Below are 20521 nucleotides of genomic sequence, written 5' to 3'. Positions count from 1 at the left end.
TGATAACAATTATTACATATAAGTATCCATTCAGATTTGAGTAAATTTTATCTTTGAGTCATGTTTGAAAATACCAATGTCGAAAATCCTAAATTAGACTCTTCAGTCAATTCCATCTACCCGTATTACGCAGGGTATAATCCAAAGTTTGTGGATTCGGTACTTGATACTACCTTAATACAAAATGATGGTATTGTATTAGATCCGTGGAACGGTTCTGGAACCACAACTAGCCAAGCATCCAAAAAAGGCTTTAACTGTTATGGAATAGACATTAACCCAGTTATGATAATGTTAGCGAAAGCTGATTTAGTTCCGAGCAGCGAAAAAGACTCAATTATAGCATTAACTAAAAATATCATCAATCGTTTTCACAAAGAGAGTTATCTTAATTGCATTGAGAATGAAGACCCGTTATTAATATGGTTTCAGCCTAGAGCAACTGGACACCTTAGACTTTTGCAAAAAATTATAAATGATCTCTTATCGCTACATTCTAACGAGAATATTAATGAGTTCGTAAATAATATTTCTAGTTATTCAGCTTTGATACATACTGCTGTTCTTGTATCTATAAGGAATTTGACAACCGTATTTAAGTCATCAAATCCAACATGGATAAAAAAACCTAAAAGCAAGTTTCAAAGAATTAATCCATCTGCAAACAGGATTATAAAAATCTTTGAACAAAGCATTTATGACGTAACTGAAAAATCTCACTATGATAGCTCTAAATTCTCAAATGCATCAGTTAAGCTTTCTGTAGGTAGCTCAAGCTCTACTGGTATTGAGGATAATAAAATTGACTTGATTATCACCTCGCCACCGTATTGTACGAGAATAGATTATGCAATTTCAACTCAGATAGAATTAGCTTATTTGAATTTTACACATTTGATGTTCAATGAATTGAGAAACCATATGATTGGTAGTTCAACTATTTCAAAAAAATCATTCCACCATAACGAATATTTAGGTGACAAAGTTGAATTTTTTCTTGATCAACTTAAGAAACATCCTTCCAAAGCCTCCAGCTCATATTACTATAAAACCCACCGGCAATATTATAGTTCGGTAAATCAATCCTTGAAACACCAGCAAAAAGTTTTACGAAAGAATGGTGGAATGGTTTTAGTTGTACAAGATTCTTACTACAAAGAAATTCATAATGATTTGCAAGAAAACATTGTCGAGTTAGCCGAATCCAATGGCTTAACGTTAAAAAAAAGATTTGATTTCCCCAGTTCAAGAACAATGGCAAATTTACATACCTCCTCGAAAAAGTATCGTAACAAAAAAACTGTTGTAGAAAGTGTATTATGTTTTATAAAATGATTTAAAATGTGTAATCCTGTAAATTTAATTGATGCAATTGAGTCTAAAATAGATAAGGTTCATACTCAAAGTCTTGATTTGTCTCTAAATGAAATACTTGATATGAAAGTCGCTGGAGAATTGAATATCTCTCCTGATTATCAAAGACTTTTTAGGTGGAGCGAGGGATCGCAAAGTAGATTTATCGAGTCTCTTTTGTTGGAGATGCCTGTACCTCCTATTTATGTGGTTGAAGAAGAGGATAGTACTTATGTGCTAATCGATGGACTACAAAGAATATCCTCTTACTTACATTTTAGAGGAAATTTAGAGGCTGATCACTTGGATCCTAAGATTAAGATGGGAGATGCTCTAACACTTATCGACTGCGATATTGTTACGGAATTAAACGGCAAATCCTACGCAGATCTTCCCACGGCACTTCAAATTAGATTGAAAAGATCGTTTGTACGAGTAGAGGTGGTAAGAAAGGGCAGCAATCCTAAATTCAAATACCATATGTTTAAGAGGCTCAATACTGGAGGTGTTCTTCTTACTGATCAACAAATGAGAAATTGTACTATTCGCTTGTTAGACTCAAAGTTTAATGACTTCATTATAGAACTTGCTAAAAATTCAGATTTTAAAGGGACAACCAAAAGATTAACCAAGGATCAAATTTTAGGATCATTTGATCATGAGTTGGTGTTACGATTTTTTGCTTTAAAGAATTGGAGAGAAAACTTTGTTCATGATGTAAGGGATTTTTTAACTGAATATATGGAGGGTGTAACTTCTGGTGAAATAGAATTTGACTACGATCAAAATAAATCAGATTTCGAGAGAACTTTTAAAATATTGAATGATTCTATGTCAGAAAAAGCCTTTGGCTATGCAAATAAGAACAAAACTGATGTGACTAGTTCTGTCGGAGTTTACCAGTTTGAAGCTTTTTCTGTGGGTATTCAAAATAAGCTAGAGCAATTGCTAGGGATAAATCAAAAAGACACTTCCATTTTGGCTGATAGGATCAATAAAATAAAAATGGACGATGATTTTATTTCTTATACCTCTGGCGGTGGAAAAAACTCTAAAGGGCCTTTAGAGAATCGTATAAACTTTGTTCGTAAAAATATTATATGAATACTGATTTACTATGGACGGAAATTGAAACTGAATTGAGCTGGAGAACAAGCGAGCTGAGATTTTTGAAAAATCAGATTTCTCTTTTAACAGAAGAAAAAGATAGAAGGATCCTTCGTAGATCAGCCGTATTGATGCTTTATTCTCATTTTGAAGGGTTTTTTAAGTTCGCTTTTAATCTTTACATTCGTTCAATAAACGATATGAATTTGGAATGTCGTGAAGTTAATTCCAATATTTTGGTAAGTTCATTGAATGATATTTTTAAGGCTTTGAAGAATCCAAATAGTAAATCTCGAATATTTAGAAAGTTACTTCCAGATGATTCTAAATTACACAGTTTCGCTCGAAATGTTGAGTTTATTGAAAAGCTGGATGAATGCTTAAATCTTAAGGTAACTGTCTCACCGAATATTATTGATACTGAATCAAATTTAAAACCCAAAGTATTAAGCAAATTACTATACAGCTTAGGAATGGATCATAATCTATTTAGAGAAGAGAACGGTCAAATCAATCAACTGTTAAACATTAGAAATAAGATCGCTCATGGTGAATCGAAAGCTGGTCTTACTAAAGAAGTATTTGAGACAAAATATAATTTGACCGTAGATTTATTAGAGAGAATCAAGAGAAAAATCATGAAGTCCTTGATTGAAAAACAATTCATGAAAGTAGCTTAATTTTATTCTCAATCTCAACTCACAAAAGCACTATAACCCGTGATTGCTCTTCCAACGATCAGGCTATTGATTTCCTTGGTACCCTCATAGCTGTAGATGGCCTCGGCATCGGCGACGAAACGAGCGACGTTGTGTTCCAGTAAAATACCATTACCGCCCATGACCTCGCGAGCGCGGGAAACGATATCGCGAGTGCGCATGGAACAAATGACCTTGGCAAGCGAGGCGTGTTCATCTTTGAGAATTCCTTCATCCTGCATTTCGCTCAAGCGAAAACACAAAGTTTGCATACTGGTCAGGTTAGAAATCATCTCGACCAAATGGTTTTGAACCAACTGAAAGCTGGCGATAGGTCGACCAAACTGCTCTCGCTTCTTCGTATACTTCAATGCATTTTCATATGCACCACGTGCGCATCCTACCGCTTGCCAGGCTACGCCGGCTCGCGTCATGCGCAGTACTTTTGCAGTGTCTTTAAAGGAGTTGGCTTCCTGAAGACGATCGCTCTCGGGAACAGCGCAATTAGTTAGCGTAATGACGGCATTTTGAACCGTACGTAATGCCATTTTATCAGGCATTTTCTCTGCATGAAAATTGGGGTTACCTTTTCTGACGAGAAAGCCTTTCACTCTGCCGCTGTCCTCATCACGTGCCCAGATCACGACCACATCTGCAAAAGTGGCGTTACCGATCCATTTTTTCTGACCATTGAGGATCCAATTGTCGCCTTCTTTACGACAGGTCGTTTCCATACCGCCTGCGATTCCGCTGCCCGTATCGGGTTCTGTAAGTCCAAAGGCGCCTATCTTCTCCATACGCGCCATTTGTGGCAGCCATTCTTGCTTCTGCTCTTCGCTACCACATAGATAGATCGATCCCATTGCCAGGCCGCTGTGTACGCCAAAAAATGTGGAAATAGAAACATCTACTCTTGCGATTTCCTCGGCGATGATTCCTTCTGTTATGAAGTCCATATCCGGACAACCGTAGCCTTTGTAGGCGATTCCAGCGATGTTGAGCTTCGCCATTTTAGGAATCAAGTCGTGTGGAAACTCGGCGCGGTTCCAGTAATCGTTTGCTATGGGTTGCACCTCATCTTCCATAAAATTACGCACCTTGAGCTGGATTTCACGCTGCTTTTCATTCAGTTTTAAGCTCAGATCGTAGAAATCACCATCTATGGGAGGTAGTTTGCTTTGTCCTTTTTTCTTTTTGGTAGACAGCATTTTCATCAGGCCTGCCAGCTGCCGATCGTCCAGATTGCCTACTGTTTCCATGACTTTTGAGAGATCAATCTTTTGGTTGAGTTCGGCAAGTTGATCCAGATCCACCTTCTTCAGTAGGTTCATGGTTCCTTTTATCTTGGAGAAAATCGACATAGCTTAAAGTTTGTGAGAAGTTAGCAAGCGCACACGTTTAGTCCAGTTAATGAAAGTGTAAAAATAATCGGCTGAATAATGAAAATTAGAAGTTACGCTTTCGCGAAAGCGTAATAAACACAGCAAACCTTTAAGCATTATATTTGAACTTTAAATGATTTTATGAAAACCTTCCTTTCCCTGATCGCATTGTGTGTTATGTTGATTAATCCACCTACCGAAAATGACAAGATCAAAATTCCTGAAAACACAAAATTACAAGCCACTTTTTCTTCGAAACTCGATCAAAGCAGTTCCTTTCATCAAGCAATTTTAAAAAATAAGGACGATGGAAACTTTGATTTCATGAATTTTAAGGTCGATGCAGATGGTGGTGTTACAAGCCTATCTTCTTTCTCATTTAAAGACAAAGCAGAATGTATCTCCGTTCACACTGCTGTAGATGGTACCGTCGTTCAAACATTTTATGCGAAAGATAAACTCAAGGTCATCGCCTTCAATCAAGATAATATCATCGCGCAGAACGAAATAGCCGTTGCCGACAAGCCGCTTTCCATTTTCAAGAATAATGGCTCTACTATCATGCTGGGGTACAATAGAAAAACTAAGGAGATTGATCAAACGATCATAGGCGCGAGTGGCGGGATTGAAGTAAATTCTATTCCTATAGACAAAAAGAATGAAAAGAAGTACAAAAAAATGATCAATGGTGGTCTGGAAGTCGTTGATCTAGAAGATTATTCCAAATATGGTTCGATAAAGGAATCTCAAGCGTATTTAATAAATGGAAATATTTTAATCGTACATCAAACTGATGATGATTCCAAAAATATTGAGCTCATTACCATAACGAATGATGGTAAACTTTCTTCAAGCGATTTGAATATAGACGTTGTAGACGAAGTCCGTAACACTAATTCTTTTGTAAGAGATGGGAAACTATTTCATGTTTCCAACAGTAAGGAAGATATGAAGGTGAATATAATGGACTTAAAAAGTCGCCAGCGATTAAAGTCAGTGTCCCTAGATCAAGATCTGCGCAGTCTAATTAAGGACTCCGATCGACTCGATAAACTTCTAAAAATGGCAAAAAGGGGAAGCAATGCACCTACCGTGACTGCAAACCAACTCAAAAACGGAAACGTAGAAATAAGCTTGAGTGCGGTTAACAAAAATACTTATCAATATTATAATTACTGGTGGTGGCACCATCACTGGATGATGCAAAATCAAATGATGCTGATGCAGCAACAAAACATGATCAGGAGCATGAATGGTTTTGGCCCATCGGGTAGCGATGAGTTTATTTATACGATCAAGAAAGATCTAGAGCCTATCAAATTTGTCATAGACAAAAATTTGAATCTACAACAACATGATGAATCTCAAGAAACTACTTTTACCTATGTAGATAAGCAGGAGGTGAATGAGGATCTTAAAAAGAAAAAGGAAGTCAAAAAACATAGCACGGCGTTCTTAAATTCCAAAGTCAATTTTATCCATACTGATAAAAAGAAAGAATATATCTTCTTGAAAACTCAAGAAGTAGACTGATTCTTTTACGTTCTCAATATGCCTGTGCGACTTGACTTCTTACATCCATAAAAATTCTTACGTTTATTATCTCACCTACCGCTCCACGACCACCCAGCGGCCAGCTTCACGTACGAGGTACTCTTCGTCATACATGGCTTCGCATTGCGTTCCCGGCAAGTAATATTTACCGAGGTAACTGGCGTTGATGACCGTTTTGAGTGTGATGCTTTTGCCGGCATTCAGGTCAAAGTAGTAGTTCACCCGATCGTCTTTGATATCAGTATATTCAACTCCAGTCGTGCCAGTGTTATCTCCATAATCAGTGAAGCGAGTGTTCACAATTTCCCAACCCGATGGTAGAAAACGCGTAAAAGCCAAATCATTGACATTCAGGCTGGATTTGTTAGTTATCGTTGTGGTAGCGATGAACTCGGTAGATTGATTCAAGCGGTTGATATCCACTCGGTTCCCATCTCGATCTGCATAAGTGGTAACGGCCTTTAAATTGCTCTGAGCGGGCTGTTCACGACCTACAGGTAATTTCCCGGTCACCGAATAATTGACAAAAACCATCTCGCTTGAGGCATTTGAAATTTTCACTTGGACATCGTCCGTTTCAATTTCAAGGTCGCGCTGGGCTGTGCTTTTATCGGTTTTGAGTGTTTCTTTATTTCCGTTGAGCTCGTAGCTTACCTCAACAGGATCTTTGGCATATTTTTTAGCGTATTGCGCCACAGCAATCAGGCTGTAAGAAATCGCCTGAGTGTTCAGGTAATCGTCTGCTGAGAGGCGCTTGGCAATCGTCTCCATGAGATCTCTAGATTTTTCCCTGTTGTCAGTCAAAATATAAGTTTCCAGCGCCATCGCCCTGTTTCTTTGTGGACTACCGTACGTGCGGTAATCGTTACGACTGGGCGAGAAATTAATGTTAGCGCTTTGGACAAGCGACTCAGCTGCCTTTTTCTGCCCCACGATCGCATAGCAGGCTGCCAGTCGTAGTTTAGAGTCGTTGGAAAGGTTTCCGCTTTCGCGAAAGCGGTTCATAGAAGAAAGATCTGCGGCACCAGCAAGCGCCAAGGTATATAAACGATACGCCTGAATGAGGTCGTTGCCGTTATCATTGCGCCATTCCTTTGCTGCTTTTTTCTGGTACCTGATCCAGTTGCTCTTAAAAGAGAGCGGAAGGCTGTAACCCGCACGCTCTGCCTCGATCAAGAAATGCCCGGCATAACTTGTTCCCCAGTCGTTTGCGCGACCGTAACCCGGCCAGTAGGAGAAACCACCATTGGGCTGCTGGAAACTGTTCAAGCGGTTGATCGCCATTTTTATGTTTTGGGAAATGCGTTGTTTCTTCTCAGAAGATAGCTCGACAAAATCTGGCAGATAAAGCTGTGGGAATGCACCACTCGTGGTCTGCTCCACACAACCGTGCGGATACCGGATCAGATAATTCAAGTGTCTACCCAAATCCAGTGGAGGCATGTTTGAGAACGTAAGCGTGGCGCTGTTGCTTCCCAGCACGCCAAAAGGCTCAATAGTCAATGCTTGAGAACTGTTGCCTTCTACAGAAATGCGGTTTGAAACCGTGGTAAATGGATTAGGATTGAGCACATCGATTTCCGTACTGTAGCTGGCTTTTTCTGAGCCACTGGAAGCGCTGAGATCAATTTTTGCAATACCGATTTTCTCTTTTACCTTGACTTCAAAATAAGCCATCTGGTCACCGGTTTCGATAAATGAAAGCATTTGGGTATCACCGTTGAGCAATTCAAAATAGGGCGATGATTTGAGTTTGATGGAAACATCCCTAACCGATTTTTCCATAGCAAAAACAGTTACCGGTAATTTCACCGTCTCTCCCGGAGTCAGCTTTCGCGGAAGCGATGCCAGCATCATCAAGGGTTTTTTCACCGGCGTGGTTTCTTGTGCCATTCCATAAGCCTCGCTGTCTTCATTTCCAGCAACAACCATAGTCCTCACCGACCCTACATATTTAGGAATCTTAATCGTGTGGGTTTTGCTCTCGCCAGCTGGGAGATAGAAAGGACCCAAATGCACAACTACGGGTTTGAAACGATTGGCTTTTTTAGCCTTTGCGGCATCTGCGCTGCCATCACCACCTATGGCAAAGGCCGCGTCGATTCGCCCACCGTAAGCACCGATCACATCATCGTAGATATCCCAGGTTTTTACACCCAGTGCCTCGCGGGCATAGAAGGAATTCCATGCGTTAGGTGTCTTGAAATTAGTTAAATCCAGCAAACCGTCATCTACCACAGCAAGCGTGTAGGTCATGGATTGATTGTTTTTCTCACTCACCGTGATATTTACTTCGCTTTCTGGTCGCAAGGATTTCGGCATCTTGATCTCGGGTTCTAGATGCGTGTTCTTGTTCTCCACCATAAGCGGAATGACTCCATACATACGCAAGGGTAAATCGTTTGCGGTATTGGCGTGCGGTTGTAAATAGGTAATGTTCACAAAAACGTTAGGAACAAAACTCTTTTTGGTCTGGATATCGACTTGGGTTTGTTTTGCTGATGTGTCCACCCATTGTGCTTCTAGAACCTCAGTTCCATTTTCAACACTTACCAGGGCGCGACCTCCAGCAGCCGAAGGGAATGTGATGCGAGCCGTTTCTCCAGCGGTATATTTTTCCTTATCTGCATTGAAAACAAGCATGGAGGCCATTTCTGGATCCAATTTTTTACTCTTTCCTGCCCATCCGGGCCAGTCCACGTAAACAATTTTACCTGTAGAATGCCCTGAATTGGGATCCAAAACGCGTATATAATACCTGCCCCAGTCTGGATATTTCAGCTCAAACTCAAACTGACCTTTTCCATTATTGCTGGTACTTACCGTAGTGCTCAAAACCTGATCGCGGTAATTACGCGCCTCGTAGCGTGAGAGGCTGCCCGACTGGCTCTGCCACCACCATCTCCAGTTCACCTTATAGACTTTAACCTCTAGATTTTCAACTGCTTTAGGCGATCCGTCCTCATTAAGTGTTACGACGTCTATTTTATGTTTGGTATCGGTTTGCAGCATGCCGCGTTGTTTGTCGCCAGGAGGCGTGTCGATACCTACATAGGATTCAAACGGAGAGTATTCTTGAGTCGCCACATTAGTACTGAAATCGCCACCGTTTTCATACACTTTAGTCAAAAAATAAGCTTTCAGCATTCCTGGCGCTTCACCGCTGATATTGGGCTCAAAATTCAGGGTTGCTTTTCCTTCAGAATTGAGACGGCCGTTGAAGACTTCTTGCTCTTGAACATCCAAAAACTTACCCGGATCATCAAAGGTGTAGCTGTCGTATTTATTGAAATTTGTAGTGGTAGGTAAAAGCTTGACCGTTACATCTGCCTTGAGCGATTTTGCCGTAGCTCCATGCAGCCATCGTGAGGAAAGATCAATCGAGTTGTTTCCGCCGCTCTTGATTACCTCATCCTTAAAATCAAGCTCGACTTTAAGACGGTTGGGTTTTATATTTTCAACTTTGATCGTTTTATTGAAAGTGACACCTCCTACCTCAATGCTTGCGCTGTAGTTTCCAGTAGGTGCGGTATCATCTGTTCCCAGATCAAACTGATAAAAGCCGTTTAAACCTGACTTAAGTGTTTCTGTGCTGATCAATTTGCCATTCGGGTCCCTGAACTTGAGTTTTACGGGATGGTCACTAGGCAGTGGGTTGTCCTTATCGTTCAAGACGAAAGTGAGATAAATATTATCTCCTGGTCGCCATACGCCTCGTTCACCATAAACGTAACCTTTCAATCCTTTTTCCAGCTTCTTTCCTGAAGTGTCAAACTTGCTTACCGGTAGAGAATTTCCGTCGTCAAGGCGAACGTAGTTGACCTGACCGCCGTGGCTTACTTTGGCAAAAAAAGCTCTGGAGTCCGTTTTGATCTCGGCAATCCCCTGCTGATTAGAAGCGGTTTTTGCAATTTCTTGCTGCTGGAAGTTGAAAAGCTGAACTTCTGCTCCCCCTATAGGCTCTGTAGAGACAATATTACTTATGGCAAAAGTGTATCTACCGTTGCTTCCATTCTTTACAATGATCCCAAGATCACTCGCCAAAATATTAGTAGTAATCGATTTGTCACGATAGAAAGATGGTGTGCAAGGGTCTTCTCGGTCACGCCAGTTGTAATCGTAATCATAATCATTATAGTAGTAATAATAGTTCTGATAAGTATCCCAATTAGTCGTTTCTAAAGGAGCATCAAAATCTATTTTCTTCTTTTCCTCAACGGTAACCGCCGTACTACCTGCACAATTATAGGCGCTGTATTCATAATGATATTTGAATTCTACGCGATATAAAGCTCCGGAATCAGCCTGTAAAATATCCTTTAGATCTAACGAATAAGTGTTGTAGACAGATACATCTTTTCCAGACTCTCTCAAGTCAATGACTTGCCTCGCGATGGGCCGTCCCACCTGTCTCAAATTTGAGTCTGAATCCAAATTGTTATTCTGAAGAAACTGCAAGACATTATCCTCATATACTTTATACACCCAGACCTCAACAGCGTTGAGATTCACAGCTTTGAAATTGATTTTTGACCGGCTTGATGAGGGAAGAATGGTTCCTGATTTTACCAGAGAAACCGTAGGTGCAATTTGTTCAAATGCAATTTGCTGGGAGAAAGGCATTTTAAGTTTGTAGCCGTCTACACTTTGTATTCCCTTAAAAACATCAACTTGAACTGTCCCTTTTATGGAAGTAGCGGGAAAAACCTTAAGCTCGTTCTCATCAACTTCTAGCTGTAATTTTTCAACTCCTGAGACGCTGACCAGACCATCCAGATTCTGTCCTTTTTTTATGGGATCAGAAAAAGTGACGAGAATATGTTTGGAACCGCTGGTGACGGTCTGAATGCTTGTGACGGAGAAGTTGTTTTTTCCCGTTATGGGAACTTTGTAACTGCCTCGATCATCAACTTTGATAGCATCACCACTCCACTCTATAAGCAATGTATCGTTATCAACGGGCCTTCTAATGCTGTCTATTTTGAATGAAAAATATTTGCTTAAATCTGGGTTCTCGTTGAATTTGATGGGTAGGTCCTTACCATTGAGCTTAGCTTTAACCAGTTTTTTGGCGTTTGTCAATTCCATAAGATCACTTGCTGAAATTGATCCATCCAGATATTGAAACTCCCGATCGTAAGCTGCGATTGTTTCTGTGCGAACGATAAAATTTTGTTTGATGGTGCTGACCCTAAACGTAAAAGTTTGTAGATCTTCTCCTACCTCGATAATATCACCCAGATGGAATTTTACCTCATATTCCGTGTTTTGCTCTAAGGGTTCTGATGGTATAAAAGAAAGAGACCTAGCGTCCATCACTTTAACCTTTCCAAGCACACTAGGGTCTGTTTCAAAAAGATCTTCAGATAATTCTTGTCCAGGTATCCAACCTTCTACAGGTTCATTGAGTCGTATGGTGATGGGCTCGCTTGTAGAAATTAGGTTATCCGTAACTTCTGAGATATGAGCCCTAAACTTAAAAAACTCGTTACGTTGTTCCTCTTTTTTTTCTTCTTCAGTCTTTTCAGAACAAGAGGTAATGGTTAAAAAAAGGGTGAGTAGGGCTAAAAAATATCTCATGACGCGGCTGGTTAAACAAATCCGCATTAAAGTTACGAGAACTAAAGATTGTTTGCAATTGCTCAATCTTGTGTTTTTACTCTTGCGGTGGCCTCACCCCAACCCTCTCCAAGGGAGAGGGAGCACTACATTAGCTTATTTACCCTTTACAATCCTGCTCCAGTGCTTGAATGGCGCGTTCTTTTCCCCATGAGGGCTCAAAACCGTTTTGAGTTTCTTTTTGAAATAGCTCAACCGCTTTTTGAAGTTTCCCGCAATAAGGCGTGACATCTTTACCAAAATATTTTGCAGACCCCATCATCCATTGTGCGTGGTTACTCACTACTCGAGGATTTTCTGGAGCCATAGCGAGTGCTTTTTCATAAATGGCTGTCGTGGGAGCCGATAATTTCATGCCGTACACCGCGCCGTCATAAGTTATCCAGCACGTATTGAGCATAGCCTGAAGTACCAAGATCTCAGGATTGTTTTCTGAACGCATTTCAGCCTCGTCTATCAATTCTTGAGCTTTTTTCATGTAGTTGAGCGTCTGTTCTTTTGAATGCTGCCCCCAGGAACTGTTTGTATAGGCCAGCGCCGCATAATAAGTAGGTAGCCAGTTGTCCTTTTCTGCTGCTGAGACTCTTTCAAAATGCGCTGCCGCTTGAGTCAAGTCTTGCTGCATGAGCTCCATTCCTTTCATCATGGCTTTTTCATATTTAGATTGTGCCATTGCAGGGTTTGCGATAAGGATTAGAAGAAGAGTGGTAAGTGTTTTCATGATCGTGATTTTTAATGTTTGAGGTAAAACTATGGGTGGTTACGCTTTCGCGAAAGCGAGATATACCGAACTGTTATTTTCTTAGTATGGACTGTAAGAATTGAATAGTTCCCGTTACTAGTGACTTTGTTTCTACAGATCATCCAATTGGTTATCGCTCCCTCCTATGGTCCAGAAAAAACCGACGAAGAAAAAACGATCTGCAGCCTGACCTATAGCACGACGGTCAAAGTTACCTTGAGCATCAGGTGTATTGCTGTACTGGTAGTTGAAGACATTATCCCTTCCCAGAACATTGCTCACCGATAGATACAAAATCTTCTGATCATCGATCAAGTAGGCCCAGTTGAGGTCGAGGCTTTGGAAGGACTTTGTTTTATCGTTTAAAAAACCCTCCTGATTAGCATTAGTAAACGGTCTGCCGCTCGCGTAGTTGAATGCTAGCCCTACCTGAGATTTCAAATCATCAACCCAATACTTTCCTACTACACTCAAGTTATGGTCTGTGGCAAAATTAGGAGTGGCACTTTCAGTAAAATTGCGACTCAAACGCTCTGTGTCCAGATAAGAATAGCTCACCCAGTAATCCAGATTCTTAACCGATTTCTCATCCCTCCAGAAGATATCCAGACCACTGGCATACCCATCGCCATTATTTGAAAATTCGGTACCAAATTGAGGTACTGCCGTGTCAAAGGTGATTAGGTTATCATAAGACTTGTAATATCCTTCTAAACGAAGCATACGGTTGTTTTTCTTGTATAGAAAATTGGCTATAAAATGCTGAGCGTTTTCTGTATCAAGGTCTGGACTGTATTGCTGAATGTTGTTTTGGGCAATCTGGTAAAAATTACCGTAAGCGAGTGAGATCTGACTGCTCTCAGACAGACTGAACGCTGCGCTCAAACGTGGAGAAATCTTGAATTTCTCATTGGCAGAGTAATAATCACCACGTATTCCAGCCTTGAACGCTAGATCTTTTGATGCGAATATCTCGGCCTCGGCAAAAGTACCGGTGAGTCCGTAATCGATCCCGGTGGTAAAATTGTTCTGTTCAAAAGCGATGTCTTCGTTGTAATTAATCAAAAACTGCTCAGCTCCCACATTGAACTTGAAGTAATTATTATAGCGTTTCTGAAGACGTAATTTTGCGTGTATTGCGTTCTCACTCGCATCAATACCCGTTTCTCCAAACTCCAAATCGTTAGTGTCGTGTGCAAGGCTTAGTCCAGTTTCTATTTTCCAAGAGTCTGATAAATCACCTAAATAGTTGAGATTCCCGTAATAATTATTGTTAGTTATCGCCACGGGAAAACCATCGGCTACATTGATGTCGTCTTGAATTATGGCAAAATCATTATAAGAAAATGCACTGTAGGCTTTGAACATTCCTTTTTTGAACTTGTGTCGGTACACAGCTTCGGCATTGAGGCTCTCAAAAGCATCAGTAAACCTATTGTTTTGTGGAATGATATTATTATAAGGTTCTAGATTGATGTAACCCGCATTAACACTCACACTATTATCACCCCAAATTTGAGTATTTCCCAAACTAGCGCCTACCGTCATAATGCCTATTTCTGTTTTTTCTTCTTCTGGAAAATCTGTCGTGTTGAGCAAGAGTACACTGGAAAGTGCGTCACCGTATTCAGCGCTGTAACCACCTGTAGAAAAAGTGATTCCGTCAAATAAAAATGGTGAAAATCGTCCTCGAGTGGGCAGGTTTCCCGTGGTAGGTGTAAAGGGTCTAAACACGCGGTTGCCGTCTATGAATATTTGAGTTTCTTCTGCACGACCACCTCTTACAAACAGTCTTCCATCATCTGGATTTGCCGTAGTTCCAGGAAGCGTCTGTAGAGCACCTACGAAATCACCTACTGCACTTGCGGTAGTGACCACATCTAGAGGTTTGAGAACGCTGGCTTTAGAACTATCACCTGCGCTGAAGGAACCTGCACTTAGTATGACAGTGTTTAATTCGTTTAAGCTTTCGCGAAAGCGTAACTTTAAAGAGCCCATCGCCGCTACGTCAGCCTCGAGTCTGTATTCTTCATAACCTACGGCACTTGCAACTAAAACTTGCGTTCCCGTCTCAATTGTGGTAAAAGAAAATTTTCCCTCAATATCAGTCGTGGCGCCATCGTAAGTTCCGTCTAGGTAGACGTTGACATCCAGCAATGGGTTTTTATCTGTGTCTGTTATGACGCCAGAAATAGTGGTTTGAGCTTGACTTAAAAAGCTTAGAATTAATAATGGAAAAAGTGTAAAAAGTTTCATGCCTCACAATTTGATGATTCAAAAGTGAGGCATGAGGTAAGTTTTCAGAAAATCGATCTACCCAATCGTAGTTTCCAAAGTCTGAAATGTTAATTAGATTGATTTGAAGGCATGCTAGGATAAGGTAAAGCTGGTTTCTGCTTTACATTCTTTATAACTTTCTCATATCGTTTTCCATTTCTAGAAAAAACGATAAGTGCTTCATCGTCTTTGAGATTTTTGGCTTTTGGATTCATAATGGGAAGTTCATTGCCATATTCCCCCTCTGGATTTTCAGTCATTTGAGAATCTTTCTGACCATCTTTGAAATGTGCAACTACGGTTGCTCTTGAAATATCAGTATATTCTGCTTGAGTGGTTGATTTACCCTTGTAAATTACTTGATGTACCTCTACTGGGTCCCCTAGAAGTCGGGTAGGGATGTATAAATCTGTGCCAGTACTTGAGCCGGGCGCGCCACCCATCCAGTTTTGAGCATAGATATCACTCATATTATAATCTGAATCATCAACCTTAACTGAATCAACATCAGTTTTTTGTGAGGCACATGATACCAGCAAGCAAAATAGGGGGATCGTAAAGTATTTTATCATGGGGGATTGATTTTAAGAATACTTAAAGTTAGCAGATATGAACATTAAAGTTGACTCATCAAGTGTTAAAAATCAAGCGAACAATTAATTTTTAACTCAAAAAATAAATAGGTTTTAAATGTTTTAAGGCTTCAATGTATTGATCGAGCAATAGTTAGATTGAGCAGGTATTCTATAATCTCAATAAGATTTCAGCTCCTTCAATGAGCTCTTCATCTTTTTTGGCAAAACAAAAGCGCAGCATTTGTGGATCTGTACCATTCATAAACACAGAAATAGGAATGCTTGCTACTTTGAACTCGCGGGTCAGTCTCTCAGCAAATTTCACGTCGGATTCATCTGTAATCTCAGAAAAGTCCAGCAACTGAAAATAAGTCGAAGGTGTAGGTACAAATTTGAATTTACTGTCCTTAATCAGTTCTAAAAATAAATCTCGTTTGTGCTGATAAAAAGTTCCGAGTTCTAGATAGTTTTTAGAATCCGTCAAATAAGCACTCATGGCATGTTGAACGGGTCTATTTACACAAAAAACAACTTGTTGATGAATCTTTAGAAACTCTTTCATCAATGGTTCTGGCGCTAGACAGTAGCCACATTTCCAACCGGTAACATGAAAAGTCTTACCAAAACTACACGTGATAAAAGTGCGATCCCGCAATAAAGGTCTAGAAGCCGCACTCAAGTGTTTTTTCCCATCAAAAACCATGTGCTCATAGACTTCATCGCTCAGAACGTACAAATCGTGTTTATTTACAATTTGCTCTAGCTGCTTCCAATCGTGTTCTGAAAAAATAGCTCCAGAAGGATTATGGGGTGTGTTTACAATGATCAATTTTGTTTTTGAACTTACTGCCGCTTCTACTTTATTCCAGTCGACTGAGAAGCTGGGTAACTCCATGGCGACTTCTACTACTCTGCCTCCAGCCAACTTGATTGCGGGTGCATATAAATCATAAGCTGGAGTGATGATAATAACCTCATCGCCCTTCTGTACTACTGATTGAATGGCAGTGTAGATTCCTTGAGTAGCTCCTGGGGTGATGCAAATCTCGCCATCGGGTTTGTAAGTGCCACCGTAGAGTTTGCTCACAAGGTTTGAGATTTTGATTCTCAGATCCAGTATGCCAGTCATAGGAGCATACTGATTGTTATCCTCTTGAATCGCTTTGCTAAGTAAATCTTTTAACTCTTGATCTGTCGAGAAACTGGGGAAGCCTTGTGACATGTTGATGGCGTTGTGATCGATCGCCATTTTGGTCATTTTGGCAAATATGGATTCTGGGAGGTGGGGGAGTTTTGATTTGAGCATGGAGTGAATTTTATTTCATTTAGCTTAATTCAGCTACGCTGACTCCCGTATTTCTAGTGAAGACTAACTTAGTCTTAGATTTTACTTTTTGATTTTCACTAACCTCATTTTCCTCAAAAATACCTGTATTAATAATTGCCTTAGCAAGCATATCTATTACCGAAACAGAAACACTATTTCCAACTAACTTCATCCACCTCACCCTAGATTCTGGAAGTTTAAAGTCTTTCGGAAAACCTTGTATCGCACAAGCTTCTTCCTTGGTTATCTTTCGATAATTCTCAGAGAAATAAATTTTTTCAAGAAAATCCTTCTTATATTTTTCATGATTCTCTTTGTTTAAATGAGTCAGAGTTACATAATCATTAGTATCACTCGCTACTAGCGTTGGAAATACATCTGAAGTTGGAAGAAAAACCCTATTGACTCCAAATAAACCACTACTAATTTTTGAATTTTTAAAATCATATCGAATCTCAGAGCATTTGATTATGCCCTTTCCTTTCAAAGACTCTAAGGTATCCTTGATCGGAATTTTCTTGACCTTGAATGGTCTAAATGTCTTCAAATCAACTATGATCAGACAAGCATTATGCTCTCTCGAAAGAAGTTCACTCTCATCGGAAGTCAACTCTTGTTCTGTGAAATCATTTATTTCAAAACGATATTCTTCTTCTTTTAATATCCCCAATTCAACTAAGCTGGACAGTTCTTTCTGGGTAATAGAATCGTCTAAAGTCTTGAATTGCTCTAAGGATAGTGGGTTTCCATCTAAAATCCCATATTGACTCTTGCGCCTGTTTTTCAATAGTAATAAACAAATCTCCTTTTGTCTATCAGAAGTTTCAATAATGTCCCATGAATGAATCGTGGACTGACCATTTCTGAGATCGTTGAACAAAAAATAATCGTTGAACCCATTTTTGCTCGAAAGACTCATTTGTCTTGACATATTCACATTGCCAAATAAATCTTTTTGAGTACCAGTTTCGACATCGGGTAGCTTAACGTCTAAAATATCGGAAAGTTTTATTTTGCTTTTGAAAGGTTTTGGTAGTTGAAATTTATCAGAATAAGTCTTGTTTCTAAAGCCTACTATGAAAACACGCTTTCGGTTTTGAGGAACTCCATAATCATAGGAATTGATGATGAAATGTTTCGCATAATATCCAGCCTCTTTTATTCTATTTAATATGTAAAGAAATGATTCTTTGTTTCGAGGATCCGCCAGACCTTTTACGTTTTCAAAAATAAAGGCCTTTGGTTGAGATTTTTTCAAAAGGTATATCGTGTCATTCCATAATTGACCGCGATCATCGTCAAATCCCAGATTTTTTCCTGCTATTGACCAACTTTGGCAGGGAACTCCCGCAGTCAAAACATCGTGGGTGGGTAATTGTTTGATTTTAGTAATATCCCCTAAATTATTGCTTGGGCTCTCGTCGTAGTTTTTACAGTAACTATCGATAGCATCTTTGTTTATCTCACTATACTTGATACATCTTCCACCGTTATTACTTAGTGCCATTTTAAAGCCACCAATTCCAGCAAATAAATCAATAAATGTGAACGTGTTTTTCATTGCAGTCATTTTTTATTGAAGTTTTATATCCTTATAACCTTCTGGTGGTTCGATTCCTAAAAACTCCCTATAAATCCTTTCCCTATATTTCATTCCTAGACTGTTTATTTCATTTATGAAGTATTTGTAAGTGTCCTTTCCACCAATAAAATCCCAAAATTCATTGCCTATGAGCACAGATCTGTCATGGTTCATATCGAACCACCTCTTTGGAAAACTCCAATTGTAGTCTGCTTTTTTACCATAAGGGTTATATGGCAATGCGTAGAATGCAGCATCTACTTTGGGAGAACTCATCGCTAGGAGCTTGAACATTTTTTCTTTACTCACTTTTGTCTGGTCACTATTAGGCAAGGGACCTTTAAGCTCAAAAGCATATTTTTTATTGTTTTTAATGTTATGCACGTAAACATCGCACACAACACTTGTAGGTATGAGATTACCCCCACCTTCTAGTATATAATGAAGTTCTGCATCCCAATTAGGTTTTGTTTTGCTCTTACCTTTTTTCTTGTGTTCTAACTTGTTCAAGGTTTCCTGTATTCTTCTTAATCTTTCTGCTCCAATTTCCCCATTGATAATCTTTCCCATTTCACAGCAACCGTGGTAATCATTAGCGACTACATGCGCTAATTTTTCCCAAACACCCCCAAACGGTGTTACAAAACGTCTCTCAAAATGAGATCCTTTAAAAATTTCGTCTGGAACAAGTGCAGCATATAGTGGTTTACTGGAATGATGTTTTTCCTTTATGAATGGGTCCTTAATCAAAACCTTATGCATGACTCTGTCCATTAACTCAGAAACTACCTTTTTAATTCCGTCTCTAACCTTTTGCTCGTCTTGTTGTTTCATCTATTTCCGTACGTTTTCAACCGCGAAGTTATCACGTTGTAAAATGAGTCTTCGATAAAAATAGTCCTTTATCTTTATCTCGTATGGGAGTCTAACATTTATCCTATCGTTCAACACAATCCTAATTGTTTTATATCGATAGATCACTTTGAATTATATTCATTTAAAAAACGTACCACAGAATAGCCTATCTCCTTGCCTAAATTTATGGGCACGGCATTACCTATTTGTTTATAGATCTGAGAAATTGACCCAGCAAATTCCCAGTCATCAGGAAATGTTTGAATCCTTGCGTATTCTCGCGTTGTAAAGGGTCTGGTCTCATCCGGATGGCAGCGTTCTGTTTGTTTTTGCGCAGGACTGCATGTAAGCGTCAAACATGGTTCATCCCAGCCTATACGTCTTGCCATTCCAGTCCTACCGCCGCCGAGATAAAAACTCTTTTGCATGTACTCTTTTTGCATCTCTAAAGGCAAGTCCCTCCAATAACCTTTTGGAGGAACCAAATCGAGAAACTTCTTCTTTGATTCGGGATAAGAAGACCCTTTTGATATTGGGACGTCAGAATCAAACAAATCCCCTTTTTTTAAAGCGTCCTCAAGGTTGAAAATTTTATCATTGGGCGACGGATATTCATATATTGCAGAGACATCCTTACGAATTCCCACTAAAATCAATCGTTCTCTTTTTTGCGGAACATTATAATTAATCGCTTTCAGTACTTGCGGCTCAACAACATCGTAACCGATCTCATCTAGTATTGAAACCATCCCAGCAAGCGTCTTACCTCCGTCATGGTTTTTTAGTCCTTTTACATTTTCTCCTAAACAGATAGGAGGCATTACTTCTTTTATCGCTCTTGCAAACTCATAAAAAAGAGTTCCGCGTGCGTCCTTAAAGCCTAATTTTTTTCCAATATAACTAAATGCCTGACAAGGAAATCCTCCTGTTACTAGATCAACCTGACCTCGATATTTTTTAAAGCTGAAGTCCCTTATATCTCCCTCCAGCACGTTCCAGTTTGGTCTGTTCTTTCTTAAAGTTTGACAAGCCCATTTATCGACTTCATTGAGAGCCATACATTTTAAACCCGCTTTTTCCATCCCAATCGCAAAACCGCCAGCACCTGCAAACAGTTCAAGAACTTGATAATCATTATTAGGTTCTACATAATTTGAAACCAATTGTTCTTTCGATTCGAACGGACTAAATGATTCTAGTTGTTCCTTGCTGTACACCCTATAATTACTACTCGGCTCTCTAAGTGCAACTAGCTTACCATCTTGATCCCACCTGCGTAACGTTTCTGGATTTTTACCGAGATATTCCGCGGCTTCTCCTATAGTGTAATGATTTTTAGTAACCATGTGTAAAGATGTGTAATGTGGTTACAAATATATGACAGTAACTAGGTTGAATTTTGCATCAAGAAATTTTTAACAATTAGCCATATTACATGTAATTCGGCTAC

Annotated in this window: 13 protein-coding genes; 4 read left to right on the top strand and 9 right to left on the bottom strand. The window is 39.6% G+C overall.

Annotation, left to right across the window (positions count from 1 at the left end):
• Positions 1–60: 60 nt before the first annotated feature.
• Genes BST97_RS11550 through BST97_RS11540 form a run of 3 tightly spaced genes read left to right on the top strand, consistent with a single transcriptional unit; the run spans position 61 to position 3140 of the window.
• A complete protein-coding gene (locus BST97_RS11550) occupies positions 61–1335 on the top strand; it encodes a DNA methyltransferase (RefSeq protein ID WP_085767383.1) in 1275 nt (424 codons plus the stop codon).
• Between the two features lie 6 nt (positions 1336–1341).
• A complete protein-coding gene (locus BST97_RS11545; protein WP_085767382.1) occupies positions 1342–2457 on the top strand; it encodes a DUF262 domain-containing protein in 1116 nt (371 codons plus the stop codon).
• Positions 2454–3140 (top strand): MAE_28990/MAE_18760 family HEPN-like nuclease, encoded by a 687-nt coding sequence (locus BST97_RS11540; RefSeq protein WP_085767381.1) that lies wholly within the window; start codon positions 2454–2456, stop codon positions 3138–3140. Before BST97_RS11545 ends, BST97_RS11540 begins: the two co-directional genes overlap by 4 nt.
• Before the next feature lie 14 nt (positions 3141–3154).
• Here BST97_RS11540 and BST97_RS11535 read toward each other — a convergent pair whose 3' ends face one another.
• Positions 3155–4519, bottom strand: coding sequence for an acyl-CoA dehydrogenase family protein (locus BST97_RS11535; protein WP_085767380.1), 1365 nt, complete (start codon positions 4517–4519; stop codon positions 3155–3157).
• A gap of 162 nt (positions 4520–4681) precedes the next feature.
• Here BST97_RS11535 and BST97_RS11530 point away from each other — a divergent pair, with 162 nt between their 5' ends.
• On the top strand, positions 4682–6073 hold the full coding sequence (locus tag BST97_RS11530; protein ID WP_085767379.1) for a hypothetical protein: 1392 nt from the start codon (positions 4682–4684) through the stop codon (positions 6071–6073).
• Positions 6074–6148: 75 nt separating this feature from the next.
• Here the strand turns inward: BST97_RS11530 and BST97_RS11525 are convergent, their stop codons facing one another.
• The 8 genes from BST97_RS11525 to dcm (BST97_RS11490) all read right to left on the bottom strand — a co-directional run bounded on the left by BST97_RS11525 (position 6149) and on the right by dcm (BST97_RS11490) (position 20417).
• Positions 6149–11674: an alpha-2-macroglobulin family protein gene (locus tag BST97_RS11525; RefSeq protein ID WP_245833559.1), complete on the bottom strand. Its 5526-nt coding sequence runs from the start codon at positions 11672–11674 to the stop codon at positions 6149–6151.
• A 139-nt stretch (positions 11675–11813) separates the two neighbouring features.
• The gene (locus tag BST97_RS11520; protein ID WP_085767377.1) at positions 11814–12434 is read right to left on the bottom strand and encodes a hypothetical protein; all 621 of its coding nucleotides are present in this window, start codon (positions 12432–12434) and stop codon (positions 11814–11816) included.
• A 132-nt stretch (positions 12435–12566) separates the two neighbouring features.
• A complete protein-coding gene (locus BST97_RS11515; protein ID WP_085767376.1) occupies positions 12567–14711 on the bottom strand; it encodes a TonB-dependent receptor in 2145 nt (714 codons plus the stop codon).
• Positions 14712–14800: 89 nt separating this feature from the next.
• Positions 14801–15304, bottom strand: coding sequence for a hypothetical protein (locus tag BST97_RS11510; protein ID WP_157111646.1), 504 nt, complete (start codon positions 15302–15304; stop codon positions 14801–14803).
• A 172-nt stretch (positions 15305–15476) separates the two neighbouring features.
• Positions 15477–16613 carry a methionine aminotransferase gene (locus BST97_RS11505; protein WP_085767374.1) on the bottom strand — a complete coding sequence of 379 codons (1137 nt, stop codon included), beginning with the start codon at positions 16611–16613 and terminating at the stop codon, positions 15477–15479.
• Between the two features lie 19 nt (positions 16614–16632).
• Positions 16633–18195, bottom strand: coding sequence for a DNA (cytosine-5-)-methyltransferase (gene dcm, locus BST97_RS11500; RefSeq protein WP_085768240.1), 1563 nt, complete (start codon positions 18193–18195; stop codon positions 16633–16635).
• 12 nt (positions 18196–18207) lie between these two features.
• A complete protein-coding gene (locus BST97_RS11495; protein WP_085767373.1) occupies positions 18208–19050 on the bottom strand; it encodes a TdeIII family type II restriction endonuclease in 843 nt (280 codons plus the stop codon).
• A 143-nt stretch (positions 19051–19193) separates the two neighbouring features.
• A complete protein-coding gene (dcm, locus tag BST97_RS11490) occupies positions 19194–20417 on the bottom strand; it encodes a DNA (cytosine-5-)-methyltransferase (protein ID WP_085767372.1) in 1224 nt (407 codons plus the stop codon).
• Positions 20418–20521: the final 104 nt, after the last annotated feature.

Source organism: Nonlabens spongiae, assembly GCF_002117125.1.
Classification (GTDB): domain Bacteria; phylum Bacteroidota; class Bacteroidia; order Flavobacteriales; family Flavobacteriaceae; genus Nonlabens; species Nonlabens spongiae.
Note: the sequence above shows the minus strand (reverse complement) of the source record. Positions and strands in the feature narration are given on the sequence as shown.